Source organism: Paenibacillus sp. OSY-SE (assembly GCF_000283315.1).
Classification (GTDB): Bacteria; Bacillota; Bacilli; order Paenibacillales; family Paenibacillaceae; genus Paenibacillus_B; species Paenibacillus_B profundus.
The window spans coordinates 1-14,224 of record NZ_ALKF01000147.1 but is presented as its reverse complement, the minus strand read 5'-3'; the positions used below and the strand labels follow the sequence as shown (position 1 = coordinate 14,224).

Sequence of the window (14,224 nt, the reverse complement as noted above, 5' to 3'; positions counted from 1 at the left end):
TATCTCCTATCTATTCAATCTTCCAGCACGATGTCGTATTCCATCTGCTTCGCGGTCGCACGGGCAATGTCCGCCCCAAGCAGCCGCCGCACGACGTGAAAGGCCATATGGATGCCTGCCGAGATGCCGCCCGAGGTGACGATGCTTCCCGTGTCGACATATTTGCCGCCGCGCACTACCTTCACGGCCGGATATTCATCCTGCAGCCGACCATAGCTGGCCCAATGCGTCGTCGCTTGCTTCCCGTCCAGCAGGCCGGCCTGCGCCAGCAGCAGAGCCCCTGTGCAGACCGAGGTCATAAGCTCGACCGATTCCATGCGGTCCTTAATCCAGCGAATCATCGCCTCGTTATGCACCTCGCGCACACGCGCTCCAAGTCCGCCTGGAACTACGACAATATCGAAATGCGGAGCATTCTGAAAGCTATAATCCGGCACGACCTTTAAGCCATTCCGCGCATGGATCATGCCGCCCGTTTCTGATATCGTCATGACCTTGAATGGATCTCCTTCTGCGGCATTCGCATGCTCCTCCGGATAGGATGTTACTGAAAACACTTCAAATGGTCCTGCAAAATCAAGCACTTCCACATCTTCAAACAGAACGATTCCTACTGTCCGTTGGCGATTCATCACATACCATCTCCTTCATTAGTACATTATAATTCATTTTGAAAGAAGGCGGACAGGATTAAGGGAGGCGCTTTTCATTTTGCAACGGCTGGAGTAAGATAGTCGTAACGCGAACGCGTAATACCGTTCCGATACGGATGAATGGATAGGGAACAGAAGGAGGAGCAATGCTTCAGAAATTCGGATTCTCACAGTACGAGAGCAAAGTATATGAGACGTTGGTTGTGAGTGAAGACCCGATGGATGCCTCGACCGTGGTGAAGCACTCGGGCGTGCCGAAGGCAAAGATATATGAAGTTTTGTCACGGTTGAGTGATAAAGGGCTGGTATCAGACTCCATTTCCGACAAGAAAAAAACGTACCTGGCACTGCCGCTGCAGGTCGTCATCGATAAGCTGTCCAAGGAATTCGAAAATAGCATCGAGCAATTGAAGCAGCTGAACAAGCGTAAAATTTATGCCGATAACCAAGTGTGGAGCTTGAAGTCGGACACCTCCATCGAGGCGTACTGCAAGCATTTGATCGAAGAGGCAGCGCACTCCATTATCGTCTCGATGTGGAATGATGAGTTCAAGGAATGCGTTCCGCTGCTGGAACGGAAGGAGCAGGAGGGCGTCCGCGTCGAGGCGTTTGTGACGGGAACGGACGTGCCGCAGGCAAAGGTATCGAAGCTGCATACACTCTCCCCGACGGAGGAACACCAGACGCTGGAGCGATTCACGCTCGTCGTGGCCGATTCGGAACAGCTCATGTTCGCGGGGATGGAGAACGGGTACTGGCAGGCGATGCGGACGGGAGCGCAACCGTTCGTTAAGTTTTTCATCGAATTTTTCTATCATGATGTCGCCTTGGCAAAAATATCGCAAAAATATTATGCGGAGCTGATGCAGGACGAGGAAATGAAATCATTGCTCATGCAGCTGCGCTATTGAATCCAGAACACTCTCGCACAGACCGAACCGTGCGAGAGTTTTTTTGCGTGGTGAGTTGGTTGATGGTATTGGGATAAATGGGGGCATTCGGGCTGCGATGTTCTATAAATTGGCCTATTCGCCCACTCTCCCAATCTCTCAGAAGCGGCGCAGCGGTGGAAAATCTGGACATGAGCATTCTTAATCTGAGCATGAACGCACTGTATGTGATGTGCTGCTTGTTAAGGTATCGATAACATTATATGAGAGAAAGTGCAGGACAAATATGGATGCTCTTCATGGGCGAAAATGTAGGCCAAGAGTGTAGAAGCGCGTTTTATCCTTGATGTATCCTCCTTTGTCACATTAGATGAAATATATCAGTACGCCTTAAACAAAGTGCAACGAGGTTCAAGAGTTCAACTTGTTTCGATATGGATATCAAGTGGCAAATGAAGAACAGTTTCGCATTGAAAATCAAGTCGTGTACGATGCTACAGATTAAGCGAGGATATCGATCATCCGGTACGTTGCAGGGAATCGCGGAGTTATATTATTTTTTTTCTGATGAAGGGGAATAGTGGAGCAAAGAGCAGGACGAAGACATACTCTTGAAGCGCAAAAAGCCCAAAAATAGATGTGTCACATAACAAAACCCGAGGCAGCTGCCCCGGGTTTCCTCATTTATTCTGTCATTGCGGAGTGTGCGGCAGGAGCAGCAGACTTGACGAGAGCAGGGCGGGTAAGGGAATACACCGTACTGCCAAGCGCCAATAGCACAAAGATGCAGCCTACCCACGCATTATGCGCTACAGAGCTCTGTTCAATGACGATGCCACCGACGATTGAGCCGCTGGCAATGCCCAAATGCAGTACCGACGTATTCAAGCTAAGCTGAATATCTGACGTCTCGGGTGCAGTCTGCATAAGGTAGCTCTGCTGCGCCGGAGACAGTGCCCAACTGAGCGCACTCCAGAGCATGACCGCCGCCATAAAGACATAGAACGATACTTGCGCGGCCAAAGGCAGGATGAACATCGCCACGGCGAAGCACGATACGATCAGCAGCATCGATCGGCTCGTGCCCCATTTGTCCGCAAACAATCCTCCAAGCCCTCCTCCAGAGACGGCAGCTAGACCGAACAGAAAGTAGACGAGGCTTGTTGCCCCCGGACTCAGCTGAAAGGTCGTCTGCAAATAGGGGGTGAAATAAGCATACAGCGTTAAATGTCCCGTTAGCATCAAGTATGATATGAGATGTCCGCTCACGAGCTTAGCGTTCTTCAACGAGGACAATTGCTTGCGAAGCGATGTTACCGCGGATGGCGGCACATTCGACAAGAAGGCATAAATTCCGCCCATGGCCATCACCGTAAGCAGCGCCACGAAGAGAAACGGCGCTCTCCATCCAAACGCATTGCCAAGCACCATGCCAATCGGCACGCCCAAGACGAGCGATCCGCTAATGCCCATATAGATGACGCCGATGGCCCGCCCTTTGTATTCAGGTTGAACGAGCTTCGATGCAATCGTGATGGACAAGACGATAAGCAATGAGCCGCTTGATGCGGACAATGCTCGTGCCGCCAACAAGGTCACATAGTTCGAGCTGAAGGCGACGATAAGATTGGAAATAAGAAACACGAACAAAAAGACCAGATACAGCTTCTTGCGTTCAAATCGCGCTGTTGCGTTCATCAGAATCGGTGCAGACACGGCGAAGGCGATCGAGAAGATCGTAATCAACTGTCCTGCCGCACTGACGGAAATGTGCAGATCAGAAGCAATCTGATCAAGAATTCCGCCGATAATCAATTCCACGGTGCCAACAACAAAGGCCGCCAGCGCTAAAATATATACACGGAAATCCAAGGGGAACAATCCTTCCTTTAAGTTAAAGAGTTACTACTATTATAGTAACCATTAGGCGGGAGCGCAACAAAAAAATGCAATTTTGGGCGGTTGCGAGGGGAGGAGTCCGGCGCTGTCAATGATTTATTGCGCTTGTAGGAAATCAAACATAATCCAACGGATTGATGCAGGATCACTCAGAAACGCAATATTTGGTGTGGCCGGGTGTCGGGTATCCGAGCATGTTGAAGTGAAGCTTAAATACGGGGGGACATTGGCGATGGCCGCAGCAGATGCATTCAGTGGTAAATTTAATGTCCGTATCCCTAAAGCACTACATTGTCAACTTTCAGAAAAGGCAGAACGTGAAAGGCGTGTCGCTTTATCAATATAACTGAATCGCTGCTTATTCAGTGGCTTTTTATTTTGTAGAGAATGGTGAGATAATCGGTAGTTTCGGATTGTATATATCCATACAAGTAAGTCTGGAACTCTTTGATTGGAGGTAATAACGCAAGGGAAAACACTCTCATGAAAATAGATAAAAAATATACGACATCAAACTGGTAAAAAATTGATAATACATACAATATTCGACTTTTTTATATTCACCTTGTGAGTAGGACTAATTTCTCATTTTAAGAGAAAATATACACAAAATAAATCAAATATGGTATATTATTCCTAGGAAGAATTAGGAGGGTGAAAGATGAAGAATAAAGCGAGTTTTTTGCTAGTCGCATGCCTTTGTTGCATTGTTTTGGTGTTTTCGGGGTCTACTCCTTTTGCTCAAGCCTCAAACGATGATTATGGTTTGAAGATTATTTATGAAAACGGAGAAAAGGTTCTGATTGATGAAAAAGATAATGTAAAATACTATGAAGCATTTAAGGCTGATGGCACCCCCGTTCCTTTGGAAAAATATATGGAAAGTCTGAAAAAAGGTCGTATTTTAGCCGCTCAGATTTCCTCAAAAAGTAATCTTTACAAAAACACCGACGCTGAAGAACTTGTCAATCCACTAAATGTTGTTGACATGTCATATTACTCTGAAAAACAAAAATGGTCTGAATTAATGACTCCTCGTAAAGCTAGTGCGGATCTAAACTGCACTGGATCAGCACTACCTTGTCCAATTTCTAAGGGGGAAACTATCACATCAACTGAAAATTGGGGCGCGGGATTAACAGCAGGAGATAAATCTTATATTAAGGCAAATGCTAGTTTTCAATGGTCAACATCTTCGGCTTCTAATCTAACTTATACTCTTTATGTAAAAATCGGAAGAACAGGATATTTAACTTTTGCTCCTAGGTACAATTTTACTAAAGGAAATATTACTTATATGGGGTGTTACCCTGTGACTGGATGTCAGACTATGGGCACTAAGACAGATGTATGGGGAGCTTCTCCTGCAAAAGTGGCCGGCGATCATGCTGATGGAGAGTTTGCAATAGCATATGTAAACTAATTTGATAATATAGGATTGAGTAATTGCTCAATCCTATATTAATTTATTTCAATGAGGAGGTATCTAAGTTGCCATTGATTTTTATTATATTTGGTATCTTACTTATGGCTTTAAGTGGTTTAGAGAAAATTATCATCTATTTGAACTTCGCTGATCAAGCTGGAAGCAAAATGGATACTTTATTTATTCTTGTTCCAGGCTATATTTGGTCAATCACTAATTACACATTTATAGGTGGTTCTTTATTGATATGTATTGGTGTAATTGCGGCTATATATAGAAAAATTGAGAATAAAAAAGAAAATAAGCTCCATTAATTACGATAAGTTAAATATTTCAGGACTTGTATTAGAATTGCCTAGTAAACGAAATATAAGAGGTTAACACCAATGCTAGACTTTACCTTGGACACGGAGAACCGACAGTGTAACAATAAAAAGCATTAATAATCGAGGTGTCCAACATGATGAAAAAGTACGACAGAGAATTCAAACTACAAACCGTTCACAGTAGCTGGCAAAGAGTGGCTTCGCGGATATCAAGCACTACCTTTCGTTCCGGACAGAGCACGGTGAAGTTGGCTATGGAATTTGTTGATGTGAGTCAGTTCCCGTATTTGGCTACCAGAACGTGATAGAGCTAAAGCCCGATGGGGCCGTGATTTCTGAGAAAGCGTAATTGGGAAGGTGAAGCCTTTAAACTCAACGACAAAGTAGCGACACTGGAGAAGATAGGTCGGCATTTGATATGTTCCCGGATAAGGTGCAGCACAGCGGTGACGTCAACGTTTAGCACGGATGAGTTGAGGAAGCTGATAGACAATGGATAATGCAAAAACGTTACGCCCGTAAAGAACTCGCCAATCGCGAGTTCTTTTATTTTTATCCATGGTTCCCGACTTCTATCGCCGCAATCGAGAGCACCTAGTGGAACTCTGTGACGAGACGTGTGGTCGCTTTACGAGTCTCACGATGATATCCTGCTCTCAGCCATCAAACACGTCATGGTAAGTACAGAACAGCTTCCGTGTTCGCGAATGGGTATTCGGGGAAAATCAGAAGGAGAAGCTCATGAAGGGTAACATCTCCCTGATTAAGCAGCAAGGCAATGGTGCGGTTATTCGGCAGCTCAACTTTATATCTAACTACTACTTTTTTCTGAGATAACTACTTCAACATATTGGATACACTGCACTTGAGAATGTGATGCTTCGAGGTAGAATGAAGCTGCTGGAACCGGGCATAGTCATCGATATAGAGCAGCACGACGACGTAATCCATATAATCAAAGCGCTACGCTTTGCACATTCCTCCCGCTCGCCACGACTGAATATGAAACGATGGAAGAATTGGAAGCTTCGAATTGTAGGACTGTGCCAAGAGATGTGCAACTAAGTGGATGAGCATATTAGTTATTAGAACAAAGGACTGTCAGACAAGATTATGGCCTATGTCGCCGATCATTATCTGGACAGCTCTATTTCGCTTGAGATCATTGCCAACCACTTGCTATTGTCTCCATCCGATGTCACCCGCGTATTCAAAGAGTGAACCGGTCAATTACTCATGTGTTACGTCGACATGAAGCGGATGGAGAAAGTGAAGGAGATGCTGACAAGGAAGGACGTACCATTGAAGGACATCATGAGCGTGGTCGGCTACAATGATACGATTAACGTATACGCGAGTTCAAAAAATCGGAAGGGTTAACTCCAATCTAGTACCAAAACTCTTTCTGATGTATATATGGTTTATAATTAGCTAGTTGCCGAGTAATCACTTTTATATATTCGGGGATCCATCTGAGGGAGTCAGTCTAAAAAACTAGGTTTAAACCAGAATGTAAAAGTCCCTAAATACGAATAAACCTAATAATACCTTATATATTTACTATAAATAAGTTTCTTTTTTGTTTTGTTAATTGACAAAAGTTGATATCTTGCCGAAGTTATTGTATATCTGGTATATAACTTGTTTATATCTAACGGAATTATTTTACGGACCCGCACTTAAAGACAATTTAATCTCCTTGTCTTAATCATTTCCCTTCTTCTAACATGAAATTAGGAATGGTGCCTCACCACTAAAGCAGAAGGAAGGGAAATGGGATGAGAACAATTGAAGAGCTGGAAGTGAAATTAGCGGAGCCGTCAGATGCATTGGTTCAGGATATGGCTAATATCGAAGGGGATATTATGCTGCTGGGCGTCGGGGGCAAAATGGGGCCGAGTCTGGCGCGCTTGGCGATGAATGCGATTCAGAAAGCCGGAGCCAACAAGCAAGTGTACGGCGCATCGAGATTCTCTTCTGCAAGTCTGAAGGATGAATTGGAGCACGACGGCGTGAAAACGATTGCAGCCGACCTGCTCAATCCGAATGATCTAGAGCAGCTGCCGGATGTGAAGAACGTCATCTACATGGCGGGCAACAAGTTCGGGACGAAAGGCAACGAAGGGTTTACGTGGGCGATGAACACCTATTTGCCGGGACAGGTGGCGCAGAAGTTCCGCAATTCCCGCATCGTTGTGTTCTCGACGGGGAACGTATATCCGTTAACTCCGGTGCTCCAGGGCGGCGCCAGCGAGCTGTCGGATACGGGACCCGTCGGGGAGTACGCGCAATCCTGCTTGGGTCGGGAGCGGGTATTCGAGTATTACTCGAAGGAGTATTCCATTCCAATGAGTATTTATCGTCTGAACTATGCTATTGATATGCGTTATGGCGTTCTGCTTGAGATTGCGAAGTCGGTGCAGGAGCACCGTCCGATTGATATCAGCATGGGGCATGCGAACTGCATTTGGCAGGGGGATGCCAATGAGATTGCCATTCGCTCGCTGCTGGCATGCAGCACGCCCCCGAACATTATTAACGTGACCGGACCGGAGACGATTTCGTTGCGCTGGGTGGCAGAGCAATTCGGAATGCGGTTCGGGCAGCCGCCGATCATCGAAGGCAAGGAAGCGGATACGGCGCTGCTCAACAACGCGGCGAAGTCGTTCCAGCTGTTCGGATACCCGCGCGTGTCGTTGATGCAAATGATCGACTGGATTGCCGAGTGGCTGCAGCAGGGCGGAGAAGTATGGAATAAGCCGACTCACTTCCAAGAAAGAAAGGGGAATTACTAGCATGACTGCTTATCTACCGTTATCAGCCGCGAAACGGCGGGCGCTGCATGAAGGCGTCGTCATTCCGGCTCATCCGCTGGCGCTCACGGCGGAACGCGAGCTTGATGAGACGAGACAGCGGGCGCTCACCCGGTATTACATGGCGGCGGGCTCCGGAGGGATTGCGGTCGGCGTCCATTCGACCCAATTCGAAATTCGCGATGTCGGTCTGTATGAGCCGGTGCTGCAGATGGCAGCGGAGGAAGTGGAGCGGGCTACTCTCGAACATCCGTTTCTTAAGATAGCGGGGATATGCGGAACTACGGAACAAGCGACCGCGGAAGCGCGTGTGGCTGTATCCCTCGGCTATGATATCGGCTTAGTGAGCATGGGCGGATTAAAGGGTTGGTCAGAAACCGAGCATTTGGAACGGATCAAGGCGATTGCGGACATCATTCCTGTATTCGGGTTTTATTTGCAGCCTTCTGTCGGCGGGCGGGTGTTCAGTTATGCTTTCTGGCGGCAATTCGCAGATATCCCCGGTGTAGTTGCTATTAAAATGGCGCCGTTCAACCGTTATCAGACAATCGACGTCGTGCGCGCGGTATGTCATTCGCAGCGCAAGGACGAGATTGCGCTATATACCGGCAATGACGACAATATTGTCAATGACTTGCTGACCGTGTACCGGTTTACGGTCGACGGCAAGCCGGTCGAGAAACGGATCGTCGGCGGGATGCTTGGTCATTGGGCTGTATGGACGAAACGGGCGGTCGAATTGCTGGAGCGCGTGAAGCAGGCGCGGGATAGCGAACAGATTTCCGCCGAGTGGCTTACGCTGAACGGGCAGGTGACCGACTCTAACGCAGCATTGTTCGACACGGCGAATGGATTCAAAGGCTGTATTGCTGGTATCCATGAAGTGTTGTACAGACAAGGCCTATTAGGCGGAATATGGTGTCTGAATGAGGAAGAAGGGTTGTCGCCGGGGCAGGCGGAAGAATTGGACCGCATTTATCGTGACTATCCTCATTTGACGGATGACGAGTTTGTTAGCAGGCATGTATCGACTTGGCTGAAGCCATAAGCCATAGCTGCTGTTTTGAACGATTTATTTCCGGGAGGGGGCATTCGAGGTGAAAACGGCACAGAGAACACTGGATAAAGGCATTCCGATTGGCTTAATCGGTTCAGAAGCTGTCATTCCAATTATGCAGACAGCGGTGAAGCGCTTTCCGTCATTTGTTCCGGTAATCGCAACGTACAGCAATGAGGCGGAAGTGCCCAAGCTGGTGGAACAATGTCTGAACCGGGTGGAAGTGATTTTGTTTTCCGGTCCTCTCCCTTTTAAAATAGCGACAGAGGAACAGCGCTTTACAATTCCGGTGCACTTCGTCCCGCTTACCAGAGGCGGGCTGTACCGGGCCTTTTATCATATTAATAAGCAATTCGGCTTGACGTCGCTTTCCGTCGATTCTGTCACAGAGAAAGATATGGCGAAAACCAAGGTAGAGCTGAACGAGCAGCCAGTCGAGGTGATGTATTTCGAGGAAGCAATCGGAACGGAGCTAGAGGGCGTTATTGCATTTCATCGCTACCACTACAACCAGGGATTGGCTGCAGCGGCCTTGACCGGGATTCACGGGGTTGCCGAAGCGCTTACGGAGGCGGGCATCCCCAATCACTTGATTGCACCGACCGAGCAAGACGTCGTGGTTGCATTGGAGCGCGCGCTGCTGTCGACCGAAACGCGCCGAAGCAAAGAAGCGCAAATTGTTGTCGGCATGATTCATCTTGACGGTTTTGCGCGGCTTGTGGAGAGCAAAATGCTGGATCATGAGGTGCAGCGCTTGAAGCTGGACATTCATCGCACGCTGCTTGGTTATGTCGAATCATTGGAAGGGTATTTAACTCCGTTTAGCGGTGATGAGTATTTGTTCGTGACGACACGGGGGATTTTTGAACAGCAGACGGGTGGGTACAAGACGCTTCCGCTTGCAAAAGAATTGGAGCAGCAATTCGGCTTGACGTTGAGTGTCGGCATCGGGTTCGGCAAGACGGCGAATGAAGCAGGCATCCATGCTCGTATGGCGCTTCGCCATGCGAAGGACGCCGGCGGCAATATTGGGTTCATCATTCGTGAGGATCGAAGTGTCATCGGACCGTTGGAGATGACGCAGCCCCATGAGGTCGATTTATCGCTAATCGATACGGACATTCTCGCAGAAGCGACGGCGGCGGGCTGCACGACAGTGTATTTGAGCCGTCTCGTGGCGCATATTACTCGGAGCGGGCAGATCGACTTCTATGCGCAGGAGCTTGCTGACACGTTGAGTGTGACGGTGCGAAGCGCGCATCGCTTCTTGTTGGCTTGGTCTGATGCAGGGCTGGTGGACGTCGTCGGTGATACGAAAGGCAGGTATAAAGGCCGCCCGCGGCAAATTTACCGGATGTCATTTCTGAGCCGTCTCGTTCGTTGAGGCAGCGTTGACTTTTCCTATATATGTCGATATCATTATTATGTAAACTAGATATATACTAGATTAGAGCGGAGTAGTTATGGGTGAAGGGGATTATAGAATGACAAGCAAACCGAGCCGCACCACATTCAGAAAGCGTCTGGACGAAATGGTCTCCGTATTAAGGGAAGAGATTGTGACCGGCAAGCGTATCATTGGGGAATACTTGCCCTCCGAGATAGCATTGGGCGAACAGTTTCAATTGAGTAAAAATTCTGTGCGCAAAGGCTTGGATATACTCGTATCCGAGCAATTGATCGAAAAAGTGCCGCGTATCGGCAACCGGGTATTGAACCCGGGGCGAGAAGGAACCGTAGAGCTTCGGTTCGGATACTATAAATCGGTAGTCGAAGAGGCGGCGATGGAACAATTGTTGTCCGACTTCCAACAACAGTATCCGCATATCCGAGTGCAGATGATTCCCCTTCCTTATGAAAATTATAGTGATACCGTGTCGGAGTATATTGAACGGGACATGCTTGATATCGCGACCGTAAATTATAGCGATTTTCAAATGTTTGTTCATGAGGGGCATCATCATTTGCTCGAACCGATCATGAGTCCTTCCGGACAGTATCCTTTTATATCTGATTCTTTTAGCTATCAAAATCATATATTGGCGCTGCCTCTTATCTTCTCTCCGGTCATCCTCTGCTATAACCGGGATCATTTCGCAGAAAAAGATATTGCCGAGCCGGACAGCAGCTGGCGCTGGTCCGATCTAATGGAGGCGGCCGCGCAGCTTGGCAACGAGCAAGACAGATACGGATTTTACTTTCATTTGCTGTCTAATAATCGCTGGCCTGTATTTTTGCTTCAGAGCGGTTCGGTGGTGGAGCGTGACGAGCAAGGACGAGTGCAGCTGGGTGATTCGAAGCTGATGGAAGGGATACGATTGTCACGTGACTTATTGGGTCACCAGCATATTTTTCCCAACTATATGTCAGAGAGCGACGCGGATGCGGAGGAGCTCTTCCGGCAAGGGAAGGTCTCGATGATTATGTCGACCTATTTTAGCTTGAACCATCTGAAAGACGTCCAGTTCTCGTTCGATGTGGCGCCGCTGCCTTATTTGAACGAAGCGAAAACATTGCTGCTCGCGATTGGACTTATGGTTGGCCGGAAATCGAAAGCGAAGGAAGCGGCCAAGACGTTAGTCGACTATTTGCTCTCCTATTCAGCGCAATTAACGATTCGAAAGAATACGTTCAGCATACCCGCCCATAAGAAGGCGGCAGAATGGAGCGGCACAGATATATTGATCCGTCCGAGCCGGTTTTCGATGTACCGTGAAATCATTCCGTCGTTCCGCTTTTTTAGCGAGCTGCAGCTGCGATCTGATGAAATCGATCGGATGCGCAATGAAATGAAGCTGTATTGGTCTCATATGGAAGAAGAGGACGAGCTATGTTCACGGCTGGAGCATATGCTGGATCGGGCAACTGCCCAGTAAACTCCTTTTGCCGCCAGAACCGTTCCATGAACCATAACGAATAACTCCGGTACTTTTACGTATCGGGGTTATTTTTTTACCATTATGCAATGCTTAATTGACGGACTTCCTGTCTTGAGAAAATAAAGTATTAGACCGTATTAATTATAGTATTGTATATAGAGGATAGTTAGTTCATTATATGAGCTACTTTCCTCTATTTTTTGTTCAATAGAAATCTTAACTATAGCTTTAAAGCTTTGTATAAATTATTTAATATATTGAGGAGAAAGGCTTTCGTTAGGGGGTTGTTGTGAGAGTACAAGAAGTAATTCTTAATGATAATAAAAAGAGATATTTGCTGTTAGATGAGGTAGGTGTTCCAGTTGTTCCTGTGATGAGGTATTTAAAACACCTGGATCAGACAGGTAAAAGCAACAATACACTGAAGACTTATTGCTATGCATTAAAACAGTATTCACTTATCTTGAAGAGCGGAAGATAGATTATAAAGAAGTAGGAGTTAAGGATCTTGCTCACTTTTTAAGACATATGCATTTTACTATATCTCAACTTATTGATACTCGTGAGGAATGGGATAAAGATCGATGGGATATTCGAACTTTTCATGCTAAATATGGGGTTAATTATAATAAATCCCGATCTCAATATTTTGTGGACTTCTCGAAAATAAGCAACCCCTCAATACGGAGTAATGTTAAAGGATATATAAAGCAACGTCTTTTAAGCAAAATCAATTTCGCTTGGTCTACTGCAGTAGTTTATATGAATGCTATTCCTGGGTTCTTAAACTTCATTTGCAACTTGGAGCCTTTATGGACTGACCTGAAGGATCTACAAAGAATCCATATTTTAAAATATATTGAATGGCTTCACCAAAGTGCAAAAAAGCTTGCAAAACGCAACTCAAACCCTGAGTCTTACATTAAATACAATCTATCTGCTGTAAGTAAGTTTTTAGATGACATTCAGCGTTATGAATATGACATTGCTCCTAAAACCAATACAAGGCAACTGCTTTTTCCCGAAGACAGACCAAAACGTAAAAAGAAACCTTACGATCAAATTGATTACATACCGGAATATGTATTAGAACAACTTTTTGCTAACTTATTGCATCCAGAGGTCCAACCTTTGGTATGGATAGCGTTCAAGACGGGTTTGCGTATCTCGGATGTATTGGGTTTAACACAAGACTGTTTGTTAAGAATCAACGGAAAATACTACATTGAAACTGATATTGAAAAGACATTTGTGAAGGGTCATCGAATTCCAATTGATGATGAATTAGCTAATATGTTAGCGGCTTTAATAAAAAAATCAGTTGAGAACAGCAATGAGGACAACAACCCAGAAAGGTACATCTTTATTCGAATTCGTGGTTCAAGAAAAGGCAGACCGTATTCTCAATTATGGGTTGGAGAGAAATTGAACTGCCTGGCAAGAAATATGAACATCACTGATGAATGCGGAAAAGTATTCTACTTTAAAACTCATCAATTTCGTCATACTTATGCGATTAAGATGCTTAACGGCGGAGCAGATATATTAATTGTTCAAGAGCTATTGGCGCATGCATCTCCTGAGATGACAATGCGCTATGCTAAACTTCTCGACAATACTAAGCGCAAGGCATTTGAAACGGTTGTCAAACAAGGCGTATTTAGCTTTGATATGAATGGGAAAATCCATGAGATTCATAAGGATGAAGAAATTCCATACGATATCTTGGAAACGCTCTGGCGTGATCAAAAGCTAAATTCGATTGATAATCCCTATGGCTCCTGTAGAGCACGTGTAAATGGTAATTGCCCATACGCAGAAGAACCTCCCTGTTTAACTTGTAACGGCGGAAGCCCATGTAAAGACTTAGCTGTAGGTCTCTCTGACATGGACTTACCTAAGAGGTTCGTAAAGCAAAGACCATACAAAGAGTGGATGATTCGATTAGACGGCTTGTAAAAGCTAAGGAGAGCATCAATTTTAATAGTGTGGCAACTGATGCTGGCATAAGTAAGGCAACGCTCTATAACAATCCTGAGATACGTGTGCGTATTGAATCGCTTCGTCAGCAGCAAGCTCAAGTGCCGACACCAAAACAAATCAAGCGAGAGATGGATGAAAACAATAAGGACGCCATCGTTGCTTCTCTTAAACGTAAGATGAAGAAGCTCGAAGATGAAAATAAAAAATTACGAGAACAACTTAAGTTTTCATATGCGGAGGTCTATCAAAGGATTTGAGAGAATGTATGCTGCCCTATTCAACTCCCTCGGTACGATTT

At 46.1% G+C, this 14,224-nt stretch carries 11 protein-coding genes and 1 pseudogene; 10 read left to right on the top strand and 2 right to left on the bottom strand.

Features of this window, described 5'->3' with window-relative positions:
- Positions 1-14 precede the first annotated feature (14 nt).
- Positions 15-632 carry a DJ-1/PfpI family protein gene (locus A372_RS0104410; protein ID WP_019419632.1) on the bottom strand — a complete coding sequence of 206 codons (618 nt, stop codon included), beginning with the start codon at positions 630-632 and terminating at the stop codon, positions 15-17.
- A 167-nt stretch (positions 633-799) separates the two neighbouring features.
- Between A372_RS0104410 and A372_RS0104405 the strand changes: the two genes are divergently transcribed.
- On the top strand, positions 800-1,564 hold the full coding sequence (locus A372_RS0104405; RefSeq protein ID WP_019419631.1) for a TrmB family transcriptional regulator: 765 nt from the start codon (positions 800-802) through the stop codon (positions 1,562-1,564).
- Between the two features lie 663 nt (positions 1,565-2,227).
- Here the strand turns inward: A372_RS0104405 and A372_RS0104395 are convergent.
- The gene (locus tag A372_RS0104395) at positions 2,228-3,415 is read right to left on the bottom strand and encodes an MFS transporter (RefSeq protein ID WP_019419629.1); all 1,188 of its coding nucleotides are present in this window, start codon (positions 3,413-3,415) and stop codon (positions 2,228-2,230) included.
- Between the two features lie 259 nt (positions 3,416-3,674).
- On the opposite strand from A372_RS0104395, the gene A372_RS37170 reads away from it, so the two are divergent.
- The 9 genes and pseudogenes from A372_RS37170 to A372_RS33235 all read left to right on the top strand — a co-directional run bounded on the left by A372_RS37170 (position 3,675) and on the right by A372_RS33235 (position 14,183).
- A complete protein-coding gene (locus tag A372_RS37170) occupies positions 3,675-3,788 on the top strand; it encodes a toxin-antitoxin system HicB family antitoxin (RefSeq protein WP_157259431.1) in 114 nt (37 codons plus the stop codon).
- A 315-nt stretch (positions 3,789-4,103) separates the two neighbouring features.
- Positions 4,104-4,865, top strand: a complete 762-nt coding sequence (locus tag A372_RS0104385; RefSeq protein ID WP_019419627.1) for a DUF6060 domain-containing protein — start codon at positions 4,104-4,106, stop codon at positions 4,863-4,865.
- 68 nt (positions 4,866-4,933) lie between these two features.
- Positions 4,934-5,182: a hypothetical protein gene (locus A372_RS0104380; protein ID WP_019419626.1), complete on the top strand. Its 249-nt coding sequence runs from the start codon at positions 4,934-4,936 to the stop codon at positions 5,180-5,182.
- Positions 5,183-6,972: 1,790 nt separating this feature from the next.
- Positions 6,973-7,989 (top strand): NAD-dependent epimerase/dehydratase family protein, encoded by a 1,017-nt coding sequence (locus A372_RS0104360; protein ID WP_019419622.1) that lies wholly within the window; start codon positions 6,973-6,975, stop codon positions 7,987-7,989.
- A 1-nt stretch (position 7,990) separates the two neighbouring features.
- Entirely contained in the window at positions 7,991-9,055 is a 1,065-nt protein-coding gene (locus A372_RS0104355) for a dihydrodipicolinate synthase family protein (protein WP_019419621.1), read from the top strand.
- A 49-nt stretch (positions 9,056-9,104) separates the two neighbouring features.
- Complete coding sequence (locus A372_RS0104350) at positions 9,105-10,448, top strand: hypothetical protein (protein ID WP_019419620.1); 1,344 nt, start codon at positions 9,105-9,107, stop codon at positions 10,446-10,448.
- A 100-nt stretch (positions 10,449-10,548) separates the two neighbouring features.
- Entirely contained in the window at positions 10,549-11,940 is a 1,392-nt protein-coding gene (locus A372_RS0104345) for an extracellular solute-binding protein (protein WP_019419619.1), read from the top strand.
- A gap of 462 nt (positions 11,941-12,402) precedes the next feature.
- A pseudogene (locus A372_RS33240) lies at positions 12,403-13,845 on the top strand (tyrosine-type recombinase/integrase); the annotation flags it as partial.
- Between the two features lie 29 nt (positions 13,846-13,874).
- Complete coding sequence (locus tag A372_RS33235; RefSeq protein ID WP_019419616.1) at positions 13,875-14,183, top strand: DUF6262 family protein; 309 nt, start codon at positions 13,875-13,877, stop codon at positions 14,181-14,183.
- Positions 14,184-14,224 lie beyond the last annotated feature (41 nt).

Bases quoted from the DNA above. Each gene is read 5' to 3' on its own strand.
- A372_RS0104410 (WP_019419632.1), bottom strand. From the start codon at position 632: ATGAATCGCCAACGGACAGTAGGAATCGTTCTGTTTGAAGATGTGGAA.
- A372_RS0104405 (WP_019419631.1), top strand. From the start codon at position 800: ATGCTTCAGAAATTCGGATTCTCACAGTACGAGAGCAAAGTATATGAG.
- A372_RS37170 (WP_157259431.1), top strand. From the start codon at position 3,675: ATGGCCGCAGCAGATGCATTCAGTGGTAAATTTAATGTCCGTATCCCT.
- A372_RS0104385 (WP_019419627.1), top strand. From the start codon at position 4,104: ATGAAGAATAAAGCGAGTTTTTTGCTAGTCGCATGCCTTTGTTGCATT.
- A372_RS0104360 (WP_019419622.1), top strand. From the start codon at position 6,973: ATGAGAACAATTGAAGAGCTGGAAGTGAAATTAGCGGAGCCGTCAGAT.
- A372_RS0104355 (WP_019419621.1), top strand. From the start codon at position 7,991: ATGACTGCTTATCTACCGTTATCAGCCGCGAAACGGCGGGCGCTGCAT.
- A372_RS0104345 (WP_019419619.1), top strand. From the start codon at position 10,549: ATGACAAGCAAACCGAGCCGCACCACATTCAGAAAGCGTCTGGACGAA.